Origin of the sequence: Agromyces mediolanus (genome assembly GCF_023715325.1) — a bacterium.
In the GTDB taxonomy this organism is placed as follows: domain Bacteria; phylum Actinomycetota; class Actinomycetes; order Actinomycetales; family Microbacteriaceae; genus Agromyces; species Agromyces mediolanus_A.
The window spans coordinates 129,833-147,372 of sequence record NZ_JAMBNX010000003.1 but is presented as its reverse complement, the minus strand read 5'-3'; the positions used below and the strand labels follow the sequence as shown (position 1 = coordinate 147,372).

At 70.1% G+C, this 17,540-nt stretch carries 15 protein-coding genes; 10 read left to right on the top strand and 5 right to left on the bottom strand.

What is annotated here, in order from left to right:
• The first annotated feature begins 67 nt into the window (after positions 1 to 67).
• The 10 genes from uvrA to M3147_RS06870 all read left to right on the top strand — a co-directional run bounded on the left by uvrA (position 68) and on the right by M3147_RS06870 (position 11,446).
• Positions 68 to 2,965 (top strand): excinuclease ABC subunit UvrA, encoded by a 2,898-nt coding sequence (gene uvrA, locus M3147_RS06915; RefSeq protein WP_251202738.1) that lies wholly within the window; start codon positions 68 to 70, stop codon positions 2,963 to 2,965.
• 2 nt (positions 2,966 to 2,967) lie between these two features.
• On the top strand, positions 2,968 to 4,938 hold the full coding sequence (gene uvrC, locus M3147_RS06910) for an excinuclease ABC subunit UvrC (RefSeq protein WP_251202737.1): 1,971 nt from the start codon (positions 2,968 to 2,970) through the stop codon (positions 4,936 to 4,938).
• Between the two features lie 35 nt (positions 4,939 to 4,973).
• Positions 4,974 to 5,849: an RNase adapter RapZ gene (gene rapZ / locus M3147_RS06905; protein ID WP_251202736.1), complete on the top strand. Its 876-nt coding sequence runs from the start codon at positions 4,974 to 4,976 to the stop codon at positions 5,847 to 5,849.
• A 42-nt stretch (positions 5,850 to 5,891) separates the two neighbouring features.
• Positions 5,892 to 6,869: a DNA-binding protein WhiA gene (gene whiA, locus M3147_RS06900; RefSeq protein WP_251202735.1), complete on the top strand. Its 978-nt coding sequence runs from the start codon at positions 5,892 to 5,894 to the stop codon at positions 6,867 to 6,869.
• Between the two features lie 103 nt (positions 6,870 to 6,972).
• Positions 6,973 to 7,599, top strand: a complete 627-nt coding sequence (locus M3147_RS06895) for a superoxide dismutase (RefSeq protein ID WP_251202734.1) — start codon at positions 6,973 to 6,975, stop codon at positions 7,597 to 7,599.
• A gap of 99 nt (positions 7,600 to 7,698) precedes the next feature.
• Positions 7,699 to 8,703: a type I glyceraldehyde-3-phosphate dehydrogenase gene (gap, locus tag M3147_RS06890; RefSeq protein WP_251202733.1), complete on the top strand. Its 1,005-nt coding sequence runs from the start codon at positions 7,699 to 7,701 to the stop codon at positions 8,701 to 8,703.
• A 34-nt stretch (positions 8,704 to 8,737) separates the two neighbouring features.
• A complete protein-coding gene (locus M3147_RS06885; RefSeq protein ID WP_251202732.1) occupies positions 8,738 to 9,952 on the top strand; it encodes a phosphoglycerate kinase in 1,215 nt (404 codons plus the stop codon).
• Positions 9,943 to 10,731, top strand: a complete 789-nt coding sequence (gene tpiA / locus M3147_RS06880; protein WP_251202731.1) for a triose-phosphate isomerase — start codon at positions 9,943 to 9,945, stop codon at positions 10,729 to 10,731. Before M3147_RS06885 ends, tpiA begins: the two co-directional genes overlap by 10 nt.
• Before the next feature lie 98 nt (positions 10,732 to 10,829).
• Positions 10,830 to 11,081: a preprotein translocase subunit SecG gene (gene secG / locus M3147_RS06875; protein WP_189084947.1), complete on the top strand. Its 252-nt coding sequence runs from the start codon at positions 10,830 to 10,832 to the stop codon at positions 11,079 to 11,081.
• Positions 11,081 to 11,446 carry an RNA polymerase-binding protein RbpA gene (locus tag M3147_RS06870; protein ID WP_251202730.1) on the top strand — a complete coding sequence of 122 codons (366 nt, stop codon included), beginning with the start codon at positions 11,081 to 11,083 and terminating at the stop codon, positions 11,444 to 11,446. Before secG ends, M3147_RS06870 begins: the two co-directional genes overlap by 1 nt.
• A 79-nt stretch (positions 11,447 to 11,525) precedes the next feature.
• Here M3147_RS06870 and pgl read toward each other — a convergent pair whose 3' ends face one another.
• The 5 genes from pgl to tal are packed head-to-tail and all read right to left on the bottom strand — an operon-like array spanning position 11,526 to position 17,518.
• Entirely contained in the window at positions 11,526 to 12,296 is a 771-nt protein-coding gene (gene pgl, locus M3147_RS06865; protein WP_251202729.1) for a 6-phosphogluconolactonase, read from the bottom strand.
• Positions 12,293 to 13,252 carry a glucose-6-phosphate dehydrogenase assembly protein OpcA gene (locus M3147_RS06860; protein ID WP_251202728.1) on the bottom strand — a complete coding sequence of 320 codons (960 nt, stop codon included), beginning with the start codon at positions 13,250 to 13,252 and terminating at the stop codon, positions 12,293 to 12,295. Before M3147_RS06860 ends, pgl begins: the two co-directional genes overlap by 4 nt.
• Positions 13,249 to 14,790: a glucose-6-phosphate dehydrogenase gene (zwf, locus tag M3147_RS06855; RefSeq protein WP_251202727.1), complete on the bottom strand. Its 1,542-nt coding sequence runs from the start codon at positions 14,788 to 14,790 to the stop codon at positions 13,249 to 13,251. The genes M3147_RS06860 and zwf overlap by 4 nt, the downstream gene beginning before the upstream one ends.
• Before the next feature lie 17 nt (positions 14,791 to 14,807).
• Complete coding sequence (locus tag M3147_RS06850) at positions 14,808 to 16,412, bottom strand: glucose-6-phosphate isomerase (RefSeq protein ID WP_251202726.1); 1,605 nt, start codon at positions 16,410 to 16,412, stop codon at positions 14,808 to 14,810.
• On the bottom strand, positions 16,409 to 17,518 hold the full coding sequence (gene tal / locus M3147_RS06845) for a transaldolase (protein ID WP_251202725.1): 1,110 nt from the start codon (positions 17,516 to 17,518) through the stop codon (positions 16,409 to 16,411). The genes M3147_RS06850 and tal overlap by 4 nt, the downstream gene beginning before the upstream one ends.
• Between the last annotated feature and the right edge of the window lie 22 nt (positions 17,519 to 17,540).

Sequence of the window (17,540 nt, the reverse complement as noted above, 5' to 3'; positions counted from 1 at the left end):
AACGTGTGTTCGCCCACAGCGGAGCCTCCGGGGGAGGAGTGTCGGTGGTCGTCCCTAGACTCGTAGGGTGCCAGTTTCACGTCTCGATGCCCACTCCCGTCTGAGCGTTCGTGGTGCCCGCGTGCACAACCTCCACGACGTCGATGTCGAGATCCCGCGCGACGCCATGGTCGTCTTCACCGGGCTCTCCGGCTCGGGCAAGTCCTCGCTCGCGTTCGACACGATCTTCGCCGAGGGGCAGCGCCGCTACGTGGAATCGCTGTCGGCGTACGCCCGCCAGTTCCTCGGGCAGGTCGACCGCCCCGACGTCGACTTCATCGAGGGGTTGAGCCCCGCGGTCTCCATCGATCAGAAGTCGACCAACCGCAATCCGCGGTCGACGGTCGGCACGATCACCGAGATCTACGACTACATGCGACTGCTGTGGGCGCGCATCGGCGTGCCGCATTGTCCGGTCTGCGGTGAGCGCATCCAACGCCAGACCGTGCAGCAGATCGCCGACCAGCTCTTGGAGCTCGCCGACGGCACGCGCTTCCAGGTGCTCAGCCCCGTCGTGTCGAAGAAGAAGGGCGAGTTCGTCGACCTGTTCCGCGAGCTCGCCGCTCAGGGGTTCTCCCGTGCGGTCGTCGACGGCGAGGTCATCCGCCTCGACGAGCCGCCGAAGCTGAAGAAGCAGATCAAGCACGACATCTCCGTCGTGGTCGACCGCCTCGTCTCCTCGCCCGACATCCTGGGGCGCCTCACCGACTCGCTCGAGACGGCGCTGCGCCTCACCGACGGGCTCGTGCAGATCAACTACGTCGACGAAGACGGGCCGGAGGCCTGGCAGACCTTCTCCGAGAAGCTCTCCTGCCCCAACCAGCACCCGATCCAACTCACCGAGATCGAGCCGCGCACCTTCTCGTTCAACGCGCCGTTCGGCGCGTGTCCCGAGTGCTCCGGCCTCGGCACGTGCATGTCGGTCGACGAGGAGCTGCTGCTCGGCGATCCGGCACTGTCCATCGCCGAGGGCGTCATCCTGCCGTGGACCTCGCAGGGCAAGAGCCTGTACAACTACTACGAGAAACTGCTCTCCGGCCTCGCCCGCGATCTCGACTTCTCCCTCGACACCCCGTGGGAAGAGCTGGCCCCCGAGGCTCGTGCGGCGGTGCTGCGCGGCGACAACTTCGAGGTGAAGGTGCGCTGGCGCAACCGCTACGGCCGCGAGATGAGCTACACCTCGGGCTTCGAAGGCGTCGTGCCGTACATCGAGCGGCAGTACGTGCAGGCCGAGACCGACGTGCAGCGGGCCCGCTGGGCGGAGTACCTCCGCGAGGTGCCGTGTCCCGTGTGCGACGGCAACCGCCTGAAGCCCGAGGTGCTCGCCGTGCACATCCACGAGCGCAGCATCGCCGAGGTGTGCCGCCTGAGCCTCACCGACGCCCGCGCGTTCATGGACAAGCTCGAGCTCACCGATCGCGAGCAGACGATCGCGGCGCAGGTATTGCGGGAGATCAAGCTCCGCCTCGACTTCCTCATCCGGGTCGGGCTGAGCTACCTCGACCTGGCCCGCGCAGCCGGCACGCTCTCCGGCGGCGAGGCGCAGCGCATCCGGCTGGCGACGCAGATCGGCTCCGGCCTGACGGGGGTGCTCTACGTGCTCGACGAACCGAGCATCGGCCTGCACCAGCGCGACAACCGACGCCTCATCGACACGCTGATCGCGCTCCGCGACCTCGGCAACACGCTCATCGTCGTCGAGCACGACGAAGACACCATCCGCACGGCCGATTGGATCGTCGACATCGGTCCCGGCGCCGGCGTGAACGGCGGCACCGTCGTGCACTCCGGCAGCTACGCCGAGCTGCTGAAGAACACCGACTCGCTCACCGGCGACTACCTCTCCGGCCGGAAGGAGATCGCGATCCCCGAGTCGCGGCGTGCGATCGACCCCGAGCGCATGATCACCGTCGAGGGCGCCGCCGCGAACAACTTGCGCAACGTCGATGTGCGCTTCCCGCTCGGCACCTTCACCGCAGTGACCGGCGTGAGCGGCTCCGGCAAGTCCTCGCTCGTGAACGACATCCTCTACCGGGTGCTCGCGAACCGTCTGAACGGGGCGCGCAAGGTACCGGGCAAGCACCGTCGGGTGAGCGGCCTCGAGCACCTCGACAAGGTCGTCCACGTCGACCAGGCGCCCATCGGGCGCACGCCGCGGTCCAACCCGGCGACCTATACGGGGGTGTTCGACCGCATCCGCACGCTCTTCTCCGAGACGGCCGAGGCGAAGGCCCGCGGGTATCTGCCGGGCCGGTTCAGCTTCAACGTCAAGGGCGGCCGCTGCGAGGCCTGCTCCGGCGACGGCACGATCAAGATCGAGATGAACTTCCTGCCCGACGTCTACGTCGCGTGCGAGGTCTGCGGGGGTAAGCGCTACAACCGCGAGACCCTGCAGGTGCACTACAAGGGCAAGAACATCGCCGAGGTGCTCGAGATGCCGATCAGCGAGGCGGCCGAGTTCTTCGAGCCGATCTCGGCGATCCACCGCTATCTGAAGACGCTCGTCGACGTCGGGCTCGGCTACGTCCAGCTCGGGCAGAGCGCGACCACCCTCTCGGGCGGCGAGGCGCAGCGCGTGAAGCTCGCGACCGAGCTGCAGCGCCGCTCGAACGGCCGCAGCGTCTACGTGCTCGACGAGCCGACCACCGGCCTGCACTTCGAAGACGTGCGCAAGCTGCTGAAAGTGCTCGGCAAGCTCGTCGACAAGGGCAACTCGGTGATCGTGATCGAGCACTCGCTGGACGTCATCAAGTCGGCCGACTGGATCATCGACCTGGGTCCCGAGGGCGGCTCGGGCGGCGGGCAGATCGTCGCCACGGGCACTCCCGAAGAGGTGGCCGGCGTCGAAGAGAGCCACACCGGTTTCTTCCTCCGCGAGATCTTCGACGCGCACACCCAGGCCACCGCCGAGCGGGCCGCCGGCTAGCGATGGCCGGCACCGTCCCGTACCGGCCGAAGGCCGGGGAGATCCCGACCTCGCCGGGCGTGTACCGCTTCCGCGACGCCGAGCGCCGGGTGCTGTACGTGGGCAAGGCGAAGAATCTGCGGGCACGGCTCTCGAACTACTTCGCACCGCTGCACACGCTGCACGAGCGCACCCGGCGAATGGTGACCACCGCCGCGTCCGTGGAGTGGACGGTCGTCCGCAGCGACGTCGAGGCCCTGCAGCTCGAGATCACCTGGATCAACGAGTGGAAGCCGCCGTTCAACGTGCGCTTCAAGGACGACAAGTCCTACCCGTACCTCGTGGTCACCCTCGGAGACGAGGCGCCGCGCGCGATGGTGTCGCGCAAGCGCGGCATCCCGGGCGCTCGGTACTTCGGCCCGTACCCCAAAGTCTGGGCCGTGAGCGAGACGCTCGAGATCCTGACGAAGCTGTTCCCGATCCGCACCTGCAAAGACAGCGACTATCGCCGGGCGATGGCGAGCGGCAAGCCGTGCTTCGCCGGGCAGATCGGCCGCTGCTTCGGACCGTGCTCCGGCAAGGTGACGATCGAGGAGCACCGTCAGAACGTCGACCGCTTCGTCGCGTTCATGCAGAACCAGGACACCGCGATCCTCGGCGATCTCGAGCGCGAGATGCGCGAGGCGGCCGCGGCGCAGGACTACGAGACGGCGGCGCGGCGCCGCGACCAGTTGCAGGCCGCGCGCGAGTTCTTCGAGAAGAGCGCGATGGTGCTCGGCGAGAAGGTCGATCTCGACGTGTTCGGCATCGACCACGACGAGCTGCAGGCCGCCGTGCAGATGTTCGCCGTCCGCGGCGGCCGGGTGCGCGGCGTCCGCTCCTGGACCGTCGACAAGGAGCTCGACGTCCCTCTCGGCGAGCTCGTCGACGTGGTGCTGCAGAACGCCTACGCCGACGATCTCCGCCCGCCCGGCGAGGTCGTGGTGCCGGTGCTGCCCGACGACGCGGAGGCGGTCGAGTCGTGGCTGGGGGAGCACGCCGGCCGCAGGGTGCGACTCCGGGCCGCGCAGCGCGGCGACAAAGCCGCCCTGCTCGCGACCGCCGAGCAGAACGCCAAGCAGAACCTCATGCTCTACAAGACGCGTCGCAGCGCCGACTTCACGACGCGGTCACGGGCCCTGGAAGACATCCAGGAGGCGCTCGGCATGGCGGATGCCCCGCTCCGCATCGAGTGCTACGACGTCTCGCACCTGTCCGGCACGAACATCGTCGCCTCGATGGTGGTGTTCGAAGACGGGCTGCCCCGCAAGGACGAGTACCGACGGTTCACGATTCCGAACTCCACCGACGACACGGACTCGATCTTCCAGGTGCTGACCCGGCGGCTGGCCTACCTGCGGGACGCGGGCGAGTCGACGACGGATGCCTCGGGCGAGTCGGCCGCAGCCGCGCCGGACGCCGACCCGACGGACGCCGCTCCGACGGGTGCGGATCCGACGGACACCGACCCCGTAGTCGAGCCGGCGCGCCGGAAGAAGTTCGCCTATCCGCCGAACCTGCTCGTCGTCGACGGCGGGCAGCCCCAGGTCGCCGCCGCAGAGCGGGCGCTCCGGGAGTCGGGGGTGCAGGGCATCTACCTCTGCGGCATCGCGAAGCGCCTGGAGGAGATCTGGACCCCGGACTCCGACTTCCCCGTCATCCTGCCGCGCAACAGCGACGCGCTCTTCCTCTTCCAGCGCGTCCGCGACGAGGCGCACCGCTTCGCCATCACGCATCAGCGTCAGCGGCGCAAGCGCGACATCGGCACGGTGCTCGCCGAGATCCCGGGGCTCGGCCCCGCGCGGGTCAAAGAGCTGCTGCGGCACTTCGGCTCGGTGACGCGTCTGAAGGAGGCCACCCCGAGCGAGATCGCCGAAGTGAAGGGCATCGGTCCGGTCCTCGCCGAGACCGTTCACGGGCATCTGCAGACCGTGCGCGCCCCAGCGCCCCGGTAGGCTGGAGCTTCAGAAACGAAGGGGGCGGCCGGCTGATGGCAGACGAGACGGAGCACCAGGAGATGCTCATCGTCACCGGGATGAGCGGAGCCGGAAGATCCACCGCCGCGAACGCCCTCGAAGACCTCGGCTGGTACGTCGTCGACAACCTCCCGCCGCAGATGCTGCGCCCCCTCGTCGAGCTCGTCGAACGGGCCGGTAACTCGCTGCCCCGCATCGCCGCGGTCGTCGACATCCGTGGTCGGGACTTCTTCTCGGAGCTGCAGGAGATCATCCAGGCGCTCCGCACCGGGGTGAACGTCAGGGTGATGTTCCTCGACGCGACCGACGCCGCGCTCGTGCGCCGCTTCGAGGCGGTCCGGCGTCCGCACCCGCTGCAGGGCGACGGCACGCTCCTCGACGGCATCGGCGCGGAGCGGGCGAGGGTCGCCGCGATCCGCGAGTCCAGCGATTTCGTCGTCGACACCTCCGACCTCAACATCCACCAGCTCGCGACCCTCGTCACCGACACCTTCGCGGAGGCGGATCGGGCCGGCCTGCGGGTCACGGTGCTCAGCTTCGGATTCAAGTACGGCATCCCCACCGATGCCGACCACGTCGCCGACGCCCGCTTCCTCCCGAACCCGTTCTGGGAGCCGGAGCTGCGGGCGCTCACGGGGGAGGACGCGCGGGTCTCGGGCTACGTACTCGGGCAACCCGGGGCGATGGAGTTCATCGAGGCGTACGCGGCGGCGCTCGCGCCCGTCATGGCCGGCTACCAGCGCGAGAACAAGCGGCATGCGACGGTCGCGATCGGGTGCACCGGCGGCAAGCACCGCTCGGTCGCGATCGTGCGGGAGATCGCCAGGCGGCTCGGGCAATTGCCAGGGGTCGCCGTCAGTATCAAAGACCGCGACCTCGGGCGAGAATGATCCTCGGGCAAGCGGCGGCAACAACGGAAGATTGGGAACCACGTGGCATTGACAGCTGATGTGAAGGAAGAGCTGGCTCGTGTCGAAGTCGCGAAGACGGGCGTCAGGGCCGCCGAGCTCGCCACCGTGCTGCGGTTCGCCGGCGGGCTGCACATCATCTCGGGTCGCATCGCGATCGAGGCCGAGCTCGACTCGCCGACCCTCGTCCGGCGCGTCACCCGTGACCTCGCGGAGCTCTACGGGGTGCGCCCCGATGTCTCGGTGTCGGCCGCCGGCGGCGTGCGCCGCGGCAACCAGTACCTCGTCCGCGTGCTCGAGGGTGAGACTCTCGCCCGGCAGACCGGGTTGCTCGACGCCCGGCGCCGCCCGGTGCGGGGCCTGCCGAACCGGCTCACGACGGGCTCCCGCGACGAGGTCGCGGCCGTCTGGCGAGGCGCGTTCCTCGCGAGCGGCAGCTTGACCGATCCCGGTCGCTCCGCCGCCCTCGAGATCACCTGCCCCGGCAACGAGACCGCGATGGCGCTGGTGGGCGCCGCGGGCCGACTCGGCATCTCGGCGAAGGCCCGCGAGGTGCGCGGAGTGCACCGGGTCGTGGTCCGCGACGGCGAAGCGATCAGCGCCATGCTGCAGGTGATGGGCGCGACCGGCACGGTCCGCAACTGGGAAGAGCTCCGCCAGCGGCGTGAAGTGCGGGCCACGGCGAATCGGCTCGTCAACTTCGACGACGCGAACCTGCGTCGCTCGGCGCAGGCCGCTGTCGCCGCCTGCGCCCGGGTCGAGCGGGCGATGGAACTGCTCGGCGACGACATCCCCGACCACCTGAAGTACGCCGGCGAGCTGCGCCTCGCGCATCGCGACGCCAGTCTCGACGAGCTCGGCCACCATGCCGACCCGCCGATGACGAAGGACGCGGTCGCCGGGCGCATCCGTCGGCTTCTGGCGATGGCCGACAAGCGGGCGGCCGATCTCGGCGTCCCCGGCACTGAGGCGAGCCTGCCGGCTGACCTCGACGAGGTGTGACGTCAAGGCCCGGGCCCGGCCGGGGCTTCGGGCATAGACTCGGAAAGGCCGCGGTTGGACCAGGCAGAGGCCCGGACGACCCGGCATCTGACAAGGAGAAGCAATGGCTGACTACACCCTCCCCGATCTTCCGTACGACTACGCGGCGCTCGAGCCGGCGATCAGCGGTCGCATCATGGAGCTGCACCACTCGAAGCACCACCAGGCCTACGTGACCGGCGCGAACACCGCGCTCGCGCAGCTCGCCGAGGCGCGCGAGACGGGCAACCTCGCCAACGTGAACAAGCTCGAGAAGGACCTGGCGTTCAACCTCGGCGGTCACGTGAACCACTCGGTCTTCTGGACGAACCTCTCGCCCGAGGGCGGCGACAAGCCGACCGGTGAGCTGGCCGCCGCGATCGACGATCACTTCGGCTCCTTCGACGGCTTCCAGGCGCACTTCACGGCGACCGCGCTCGGCGTGCAGGGCTCCGGCTGGGCCGTGCTGGCCTGGGACTCGATCGGGCAGCGCCTGATCATCGTCCAGTTCTTCGACCAGCAGGCGAACTTCCCGGTGGGCATCGTGCCGCTGCTCATGCTCGACGTCTGGGAGCACGCGTACTACCTCGACTACCAGAACGTGCGCGCCGACTACGTCAAGGCGTTCTGGACGATCGTGGACTGGTCGAACGTGCAGAAGCGCTGGCAGGCGGCCACGGAGAAGACCGCGGGCCTGCTGCTACTGTCGTAGCGGATGGGTGTCCCCGGACCTGGTCCGGGGACACCGCCGTCCGTGCCTCATCCTTCCCAAACGGCGCGTTCGCGCCCAGTCCAATCAGGAGACCTTCCCGTGTCCGTCAAGATCGGCATCAATGGATTCGGCCGCATCGGCCGAAACTTCTTCCGCGCAGCGCTCGCCCAGGGCGCAGACCTCGAGATCGTCGCGGTCAACGACCTCACCGACAACAAGACCCTCGCCCACCTGCTGAAGTACGACTCGATCACCGGGCGCCTCGACGCCACCGTCGAGTACGACGACGAGAACCTCATCGTCGACGGCACCAAGATCAAGGCGTTCGCGGAGCGCGACCCCGCGAACCTGCCCTGGGGCGAGCTCGGCGTCGACATCGTCATCGAGTCGACCGGATTCTTCACCAAGGCCGCCGACGCGCGCAAGCACCTCCAGGCCGGGGCGAAGAAGGTGCTGATCTCGGCGCCCGCGACCGACGAGGACGCCACCTTCGTCATGGGCGTCAACGAGCAGGACTACGACCCCGAGACGCAGCACATCATCTCGAACGCGTCCTGCACCACGAACTGCCTCGCCCCCCTCGCGAAGGTCTTCAACGACGCCTTCGGCATCGAGCGCGGCCTCATGACCACGGTGCACGCGTACACCGCCGACCAGAACCTGCAGGACGGCCCGCACAAGGACCTGCGCCGTGCTCGCGCCGCCGCGATCAACATCGTGCCGACGTCGACCGGTGCGGCGAAGGCCATCGGTCTCGTGCTGCCCGAGCTCGTCGGCAAGCTCGACGGCTTCGCGCTCCGCGTCCCGGTGCCGACCGGCTCGATCACGGACCTCACGGTCACCTCCTCCCGCCCGGTCACGGTCGACGAGGTGAAGGCCGCGTACAAGGCTGCGGCCGAGGGCCCCATGAAGGGCATCCTGAAGTACACCGAGGACGAGATCGTCTCGAGCGACATCGTCTCCGACCCCCACTCGTCGATCTTCGATGCCGGACTCGTGCGCGTGATCGGCGACCAGGTGAAGCTCTCCAGCTGGTACGACAACGAGTGGGGCTACTCCAACCGCCTCGTCGACCTCGCCGAGTACGTCGGCGAGCGTCTCTGATCCGGCCGACCGCCGGCGACCGAAACGGAGCACAGTGACTCTGCGAACCATCGATTCCCTCGGTGAGCTCGCCGGCAAGCGCGTCGTCGTCCGATGCGATCTCAACGTCCCCCTGGACGGCGAGACCATCACGGACGACGGCCGCGTGCGGGCCTCGCTGCCGACGCTGAACGCCCTGCTCGCGCAGGGTGCCCGCGTCATCGTGATCTCCCACCTCGGCCGGCCGAAGGGCGAGCCGGAGGCGAAGTACAGCCTGCGGCCCGTGGCCGCCCGCCTCGGCGAGCTCCTCGACGCGCCGGTCGGCTTCGCAGCCGACACGGTCGGCGAGGACGCCTCGGCGAAGGCGGCGGCCCTCGGTGACGGAGAGGTGCTCGTGCTCGAGAACCTCCGCTTCAACGCGGGGGAGACCGCCAAGGACGACGCCGAGCGGCGGGCCTTCGCCGAGCAGCTCGCGGCCTTCGCCGACGTGGTCGTCTCCGACGGCTTCGGCGTGGTGCATCGCAAGCAGGCGAGCGTGTACGAGCTCGAGCAGCTGCGACCGAGTGCCGCGGGGCTGCTCATCGCCGCCGAGCTCGAGGTGCTCGACCGCCTCACCGAGAACCCCGAGCGTCCGTACACGGTCGTGCTCGGCGGCTCGAAGGTGTCCGACAAGCTCGGGGTCATCGCGCATCTGCTGCCGCGGGTCGACACGCTGCTGGTCGGCGGCGGCATGCTGTTCACGTTCCTGGCCGCACAAGGGCACAAGGTCGCCTCGAGCCTGCTCGAGGCCGACCAGCTCGACACCGTGCGCGGCTACCTCGCCGAGGCGGCCGAGCGCGGCGTCGAGCTGGTGCTGCCGAGCGACGTCGTCGTGGCGTCCTCGTTCTCGGCCGACGCCGAGCACGTCGTCACCCCGGCCGAGGCGATCGAGGACACGCCGTTCGGTGCCAGCGGACTGGGGCTCGACATCGGGCCGGAGACGGCCGCCGATTTCGCCGCCCGCATCCGTGGCTCGAAGACGGTGTTCTGGAACGGCCCGATGGGCGTGTTCGAGCTCGCGCCGTTCGCGGCCGGCACCCGTGCCGTGGCCGAGGCGCTCACCGAGGTCGACGGCCTGAGCGTCGTCGGCGGCGGTGACTCGGCCGCCGCGGTCCGACAGCTGGGCTTCGCAGACGCGCAGTTCGGTCACATCTCCACGGGCGGGGGCGCCAGCCTCGAGTTCCTGGAAGGCAAGCAACTCCCCGGACTGGAGGTCCTCGGATGGCAGTGAAGCGCACCCCGTTCATCGCGGGCAACTGGAAGATGAACCTCGATCACCTGCAGGCGATCGCGTTCGTCCAGAAGCTCGCGTGGAACCTCGCCGACGCGAAGCACGACTACGCGGATGCCGAGGTGGCGGTGTTCCCCCCGTTCACCGACCTCCGCTCGGTGCAGACGCTCGTCGCGGCCGACTCCCTCCCGATCGGCTACGGCGCGCAGGATCTGTCGACGCACGATTCGGGCGCGTACACCGGCGAGATCTCGGGGGCGTTCCTGAAGCAGCTCGACTGCGGTTACGTGATCATCGGGCATTCGGAGCGGCGCACCCTGCACGCCGAGACCGATGAGGACGTGAACGCCAAGGTGATCGCCGCGCACCGCCACGGCCTCGTGCCGGTGCTCTGCGTCGGTGAGACCGCCGAAGACCTGGAGGCCCACGGCGCGAGCGCCGTGCCGGTCGCCCAGCTCCGTCGCGCGCTCGAGGGCGTGGATGCCTCGAAGGGCCTCGTCGTCGCGTACGAGCCGGTCTGGGCCATCGGCTCCGGCCAGGCCGCGACGCCCGCGCAGGCCGAGCAGGTCGCCGCGGCGCTCCGCGGGGTCCTGGCAGAGGTCGCCGGTGAGGACGTGGCCCAGGCCACTCGCATCCTCTACGGCGGCTCGGTGAAGGCGGCGAACATCGCGGCGTTCCTGCGCGAGCCCAACGTCGACGGCGCCCTCGTCGGCGGCGCGAGCCTCGACATCGACGAGTTCTCGGCGATCGTGCGGTTCAAGAAGCACGTCGGCGCCTGATCGGGCCGGCCCGGAGCGCCGACGCGCTCCCGGGCCGCCGCCCGGCTATACTCGATTGTCGGCACCGACCAGTCCGTCGTGCCCGGAAAGGTTTCACCGTGGAGATTCTCCAGGTCGTCCTGCAGGTCCTGCTCGGCCTCACGAGCCTGCTGCTGACCCTGCTCATCCTGCTGCACAAGGGTCGCGGTGGCGGTCTCTCCGACATGTTCGGCGGCGGCGTGACCTCCAACCTCGGCGCCTCCGGCGTCGCGGAGCGCAACCTCAACCGGATCACGATCATCCTCGGCCTCGTCTGGGTGACCTGCATCGTGGTGCTCGGTCTCATCACCAAGTTCGAAGCGGGCATCTGATGGTCTCTGGCAACAGCGCAATCCGCGGCTCGCGCGTCGGTGCCGGCCCCATGGGCGAGCAGGACCGCGGCTTCCACGCCGACCGGGTCGCCGTCAGTTATTGGGACGCGCAGGGCAATGAGACGGTGCGCTACTTCGCGGCGAACCTCCCCGACGAGGAGATCCCCGAGGTCATCGACAGCCCCTCGACGGGCCTGCCCGCCGGCCGTGACAAGGCGAACCCCCCGTCGCTGTCCAAGTCGGAGCCCTACAAGACGCACCTCGCGTACGTGAAGGAGCGCCGCACCGAGGAGGAGGCGGCCGCCCTGCTCGAGGAGGCGCTGCAGCAGCTTCGCGCGCGTCGCGGCACGAACTCGCCGCAGTAGTCACGGCACCTCGCAGACGACGAGAACGGCGGGTGGATCCATTCGGATCCACCCGCCGTTCCTCATGTGCCGCGCCGGTTCAGTACTCCGGTGCGATGAGCTGCTCGGGAACCTCGGCCGCCGCTTCGCGATCGACGAAGAACACCGTGCGCCGGCGGCCCTTGATGCCGGCGACCGGCACCTCGTCGCGGCTGGCTCCCGCGAGCGCGAGTCCGAGCGCCGATGCCTTGTCTGCCCCGGCGAGCACGAACCACACACGCTGGGACGAGTTCAGCACGGGGCGGGTGAGGCTCAGCCGCTCCGGCGGAGGCTTCGGCGAGTTGCGAACCGCGATGACGGTGCGGTCGGTGACCTGGATGCCGGATCGGTGGGGGAACAGCGAGGCGATGTGCCCGTCCGGGCCGACGCCGAGGAAGGTGATGTCGAAGATCGGGTACGGCTGACCGTCGACGCCGTGCGCCGCCAGCTCGGCCGCGTACACCTCGGCCGCGACGTCGAGGTCCAGCCCCGCGTCGGAAGCGGGGAAGGGGTGGACGTTGCCGTCCGGCAGCTCGAGCGCATCGAGCAGCGCCTCGAAGGATTGCGTGTCGTTGCGCTCAGCATCGCGCTCCGGCACCCAACGCTCGTCGCCCCACCAGAAGTGCACGCGCGTCCAGTCGATGCTGGTGCGTGCCGGTGATGAGGCCACGGCCGCGAGCACCGCGCCGCCCATGGAGCCGCCGGTGAGCACGATGTGGGCGACCGCCTGCTCGTCGAGGATGTCGAGCAGTTTCGTCATGAAGCGCGCCGCGACCGCGGCCGCGAGCGCGGGCTTGTCCGGGTGCACGAGCACCCGTCGGTCGTTGGTCATCCTCGTCCACCTTCCGTTCCCTCGGCGAGCAGCGGCAGGCCGACGGTGATCACTTCGCCGTAGAGTTCGTCCGGGTCGAGCCGGCGCAGCTCGTCGGCCAGGCAGTCGCGCAGGCTCCGCCGGGGGAGTGCGAGATCGTGCACGGGCTGTCCGGGCTGGCGCAGGGTCGCCACACCGGGGACGTCTCTGATGAGCTCGATGTCGCCGTTGGGGCGCTCGAGCTCGACCCCGTGGATGCCGTGCAGCCCGCTCTCGGGGCCGGCGAGGGAGCAGCTCGTCTCGGCCTGAAGCTGCAGCTTCAGCCAGGCGGCGAGCAGTGTCGTCGAGGGGGAGTCCACCGCGCCCGAGACGTGCACCCGCGTGACCGGCTCGTACGGCGGCTGATCGAGCACCGCGGCGAGCTGCGCCCGCCAGAGGGTGAGCCGGGTCCAGGCGAAATCCGCGTCCCCCGGGCGGTAGCTCCGCTCCAGTCCGGCGAGCGCCGCCTGCGGGTCGGCCTGCGCCGAGGCATCCGTGATCCGACGGTGCGCGATGCGCCCGAGCGGGGCCAGCGCCGGCACCTCCGGCGCCGTGCCCGGCCACCAGGTGACGACGGGCGCGTCGGGGAGGAGCAGCGCCATCACGAGGCTCTCCTCGTCGCTCGCGACCTCGCCGAACGCACGGAGCACGATGACCTCGCTCGCGCCGGCGTCGCCGCCGACGCGGATCTCGGCATCCAGCCGCGGCGCGACGCCCGCGCCGTCGGCGCCCGGCTCCGACGCGACCACGATGACGCGCATCGGGTGCTCGCGGGAGGCGTCGTTCGCCGCCTCGATCGCCTCCTCCTCGCGCCCGGCCTGGGTCGCGATGATGAGGGTCAGCACCCGGCCGAGGGCGACGACGCCGCCCTCTTCGCGGATCTTGACGAGGGCCTTCGAGACCTGGCTGGTCGTGGTGTCTGGCAGATCGACGATCATGGGCGCCTCCAGCTGCGTCCGTCGCGGGCGAGGAGGTCGTCGGCCGAGCTCGGGCCCCAGGAGCCCGGGCGATACTGCTCGGGCCGGCCCTGCGTCGCCCAGAAGGCCTCGATCGGGTCGAGGATCTTCCAGGAGAGCTCGACCTCCTCCTGGCGGGGGAAGAGGGGCGGGTCGCCGAGCAGCACGTCGAGGATGAGCCGCTCGTACGCCTCGGGGCTCGCCTCGGTGAAGGCGTGGCCGTAGCCGAAGTCCATCGTGACGTCGCGCACCTGCATGCCCGCGCCCGGCACCTTCGAGCCGAAGCGGATCGTGACGCCCTCGTCGGGCTGCACGCGGATCACGAGCGCGTTCTGACCGAGCTCCGACGTCTGGCTGTCGGCGAAGACCTGCTGCGGTGCGCGCTTGAAGACGACCGCGATCTCGGTCACGCGGCGGCCGAGCCGCTTGCCGGCGCGCAGGTAGAACGGCACGCCGGCCCAGCGCCGGGTACCGATCGTGAGCTTCATCGCCGCGTACGTCTCGGTCGTCGACTCGGGGTTCATCCCGTCTTCGTCGAGGAAGCCGACGACCTTCTCGCCGCCTTGCCACCCCCCGGCGTACTGCCCGCGCGCGGTGCCCGTCGCCAGGTCCTCGGGGAGCCGCACGGCGGCGAGGATCTTCTCCTTCTCGGAGCGGAGGTCGGCGGCCTCGAAGGAGATCGGCTCCTCCATCGCCGTGAGGGCCAGCAGCTGCAGCAGGTGGTTCTGGATGACGTCGCGCGCGGCGCCGATCCCGTCGTAGTAGCCCGCGCGCCCGCCGACGCCGATGTCCTCGGCCATGGTGATCTGCACGTGGTCGACGTAGTTCGCGTTCCAGATCGGCTCGTACAGCTGGTTCGCGAAGCGCAGCGCCAGGATGTTCTGCACCGTCTCCTTGCCCAGGTAGTGGTCGATGCGGAACACCGAGTCGGGCGGGAAGACCGAGGCGACGACGTCGTTCAGCTCACGGGCCGTCTGCAGATCGCTGCCGAACGGCTTCTCGATGACGACGCGGCGCCACTGCCCCTCGCGCTGCTCCGTCAGGCCCGAGCGCTTCAACTGCTCGGTGACGAGCGGGAAGGACTTCGGCGGAATCGACAGGTAGAACGCGTGATTGCCCATCGTGCCGCGCTCGCGGTCGAGGGACTCGACCGTCTCGCGCAACCGGTCGAAGGCGTCGTCGTCGTCGAAGGTGCCGGTGACGAAGCGGATGCCCCGGGCGAGCTGCTGCCAGACGTCCTCACGGAACTCCGTGCGGGCGTACTGCTTCACCGAATCGTGGACGACCTGGGCGAAGTCCTCGTTCTCCCAGTCGCGACGAGCGAAGCCGACCAGCGCGAAACCGGGGGGCAGGAGCCCCCGGTTCGCGAGGTCGTACACCGCGGGCATCAGCTTCTTGCGCGACAGATCGCCCGTCACACCGAAGATGATGAGGCTCGAAGGGCCGGCGATGCGATTCAGCCGGTAGTCCTTCGGAGAACGCAGCGGGTTGTGGCCCGCCTCGATGAGTGCCGGTTGCACTGCGGTGGCTCCTGCCGTCAGTCGATCGCGGCGACGAGGGACGCGAGGTTCGCCGCGGGGTCGGTGAGCGTGAGCGTCAGCACCGGCCGGCCGTGCTCGGCGAGCACGCTCGCGTCGCCGGAGGCCTGCGCCGCGATGAGCTCGCCGAAGGTGAACGGACGCTCGGGGATCGCGAGGTCCTCGGCGGGGCGCTGCGTGATCTGGAGGAACACGCCGACGGCGGGGCCGCCCTTGTGGAACTGCCCGGTCGAGTGCAGGAATCGCGGGCCCCAGCCGAACGTGACGGGGCGCCCGGCGCGCGCGGCGAGCCGCTCGCGCAGCTGCGCGATCTCGGGATGGGCGACCCGGTCGACGTACGCCTGCACCGAGAGGTAGCCGTCGGCCGGAAGCTCTTCCAACAGCACTTCGATCGCCGACGCCAGGTCGCTCGACGCGCCGATCACCTCGGGCGTGCCGCGCACCTCGATGCCCTCGGCCACGAACGCCGCGGGGGCGGGCTCGGGGCGGGCGTCGAGGAGGCCGCGGGCGGCGATCTTCGCCGATTCGACGTCGGGCTGGTCGAACGGGTTGATGCCGAGCAGGCGCCCGGCGACCGCCGTCGCGTACTCCCAGACGAGGAGCTGTGCACCGAGGGTGCCGCTCACGCGGATCTCGCCGCTCGGGTCGTCGTGGAAGAGCTGAGTTCCCGCGTCGTCGACGAGGCGGACGAGCTGCAGGTCGGACAGCCCGGCCGTGAGCTCGGGGGCGCCGGGATCGAGGACGACGGGCAGCAGCCCGGTGCCCTCCTTGCCGGTCGACTCGGCGATCAGCTGCTCGGCCCAGTCGGCGAATCCGACGATGTGCGTGCCGTCGGCGACGATCGCGAGCTTGTCCCTGAGCGGCTGGGTCGCGGCGATGGCGGCGCCGAGCACGAGACCGGGGTTCTCCTCGGTGTCGACCGCGAGGGGGAGCTCCATCGCCTCGGCCTCGTCGAGGATCTCCGCGATGTCCACGCCGGCGAGGCCGGAGGGGACCAGCCCGAAGGCCGTGAGCGCGGAGTAGCGGCCGCCGACGTTCGGGTCGGCGTTGAAGACGCGGTAGCCGGCGGCACGCGCCGACTCGTCGAGGGGTGAGCCCGGGTCGGTGACGATCACGATGCGGCCGACGGGGTCGATGCCCGCGTCGCGGAACGCCTGCTCGTACACGCGGCGCTGGCTGTCGGTCTCGACGGTCGATCCCGACTTGGACGAGACGACGAGCGCGCTCGAGGCGAGGCGGTCGGCGAGCGCCGAGCGTACCTGCCCGGGCTCGGTCGAGTCGAGCACCGTCAGCGGCACCCCGGCGGTACGCGTGATGACCTCGGGGGCGAGCGAGGAGCCGCCCATGCCCGCCAGCACGATGTGGTCGACGCCGGCGGCGCGGAGCTCGTCTCGCAGCGCGAGGATCTCGGGAACGAGCGGGCGGGAGATCGCGACGGCCTCGGTCCAACCGAGTCGCTTCGCGGACTCCTCCTCGGCGGCCGGGCCCCAGAGTTCGGGGTCCAGAGCCGTGATGCCGCTCGCCACCCGGTCGGCGACGAGCTGGGGGACCACGCGACGCACGGCTTCCGCCGCTGCGCCGCTGACGGAGATCCGGAAGCTCATCGCGCCGTCTCCAACGCCTGGCCCACGGACTCGAGCAGCTCCGCCCAGGACACGATGAACTTCTCGACGCCCTCGCGCTCGAGGAGCGCGGTGACCTCGTCGTAGTCGACGCCGACCTTCGCGAGCGCGTCGAGCACGGCACCCGCCTCGGCGTACGCCCCGGTGACGGTGTCACCCGTGACGACACCGTGGTCGAAGGTCGCTTCGAGGGTCTTCTCGGGCATCGTGTTCACGACGCCCTGCGCGACGAGCTCGGTCACGTAGAGCGTGTCGGGCAGGGCCGGGTCCTTGACGCCGGTCGAGGCCCACAGCGGGCGCTGGCGGTTCGCGCCGGCATCGAGGAGTGCCGCAGCCCGTTCGCTCGCGAAGGTCTCCTCGTAGAGCTCGTAGGCGAGGCGTGCGTTGGCAACCCCGGCCTTGCTCTTCAGCGCGAGCGCCTCGTCCGTGCCGATGGCGACGAGCCGCTGGTCGATCTCGGTGTCGACGCGCGACACGAAGAAGGAGGCGACCGAGTGGATCGTGCTGAGGTCGTGACCCGCGGCCTTCGCCTGCTCGAGACCGGCGAGGTAGGCCTCCATCACCGCGCGGTAGCGGTCGAGGCTGAAGATCAGGGTCACGTTGACGCTGATCCCTGCACCGATGGTCTCGCGGATGGCGTCGAGGCCCTCGACGGTCGCGGGGATCTTGATCATGGCGTTCGGGCGGTCGACGCGCTCCCAGAGGGTCTTCGCCTCGGCGACGGTGCCGGCCGTGTCGTGGGCGAGCCCTGGGGCGACCTCGATCGACACGCGGCCGTCGAAGCCGCCGGAGCGGTCGTAGACCGGGCGGAACACATCGGCCGCGGCCCGGACGTCGTCGGTCGTGATCTCGAACACGGCGCGGTCGACGTCGGCGCCCGAGGCGGCGAGCGAGGCGACCTGCTCGGCGTAGCGCTCGCCCTTCGAGAGGGCGCCGGCGAAGATCGTCGGGTTCGTGGTGACGCCGACGACGTCGCGCTCCTCGATCAGACGGGCGAGGTCACCCGTCTCGATGCGTTCGCGCGAGAGATCGTCGAGCCAGATGCTGACGCCGGCCTGGGAGAGGGCGGCGGTGGGTGTGGTGCTCATGGGTTCGTTGCTCCTTCGTGCC

Bases quoted from the DNA above. Each gene is read 5' to 3' on its own strand.
- M3147_RS06860 (WP_251202728.1), bottom strand. From the start codon at position 13,252: ATGATCGTCGATCTGCCAGACACCACGACCAGCCAGGTCTCGAAGGCC.
- tpiA (WP_251202731.1), top strand. From the start codon at position 9,943: ATGGCAGTGAAGCGCACCCCGTTCATCGCGGGCAACTGGAAGATGAAC.
- M3147_RS06870 (WP_251202730.1), top strand. From the start codon at position 11,081: ATGGTCTCTGGCAACAGCGCAATCCGCGGCTCGCGCGTCGGTGCCGGC.
- M3147_RS06850 (WP_251202726.1), bottom strand. From the start codon at position 16,412: ATGAGCTTCCGGATCTCCGTCAGCGGCGCAGCGGCGGAAGCCGTGCGT.
- M3147_RS06895 (WP_251202734.1), top strand. From the start codon at position 6,973: ATGGCTGACTACACCCTCCCCGATCTTCCGTACGACTACGCGGCGCTC.
- uvrC (WP_251202737.1), top strand. From the start codon at position 2,968: ATGGCCGGCACCGTCCCGTACCGGCCGAAGGCCGGGGAGATCCCGACC.
- pgl (WP_251202729.1), bottom strand. From the start codon at position 12,296: ATGACCAACGACCGACGGGTGCTCGTGCACCCGGACAAGCCCGCGCTC.
- rapZ (WP_251202736.1), top strand. From the start codon at position 4,974: ATGGCAGACGAGACGGAGCACCAGGAGATGCTCATCGTCACCGGGATG.
- tal (WP_251202725.1), bottom strand. From the start codon at position 17,518: ATGAGCACCACACCCACCGCCGCCCTCTCCCAGGCCGGCGTCAGCATC.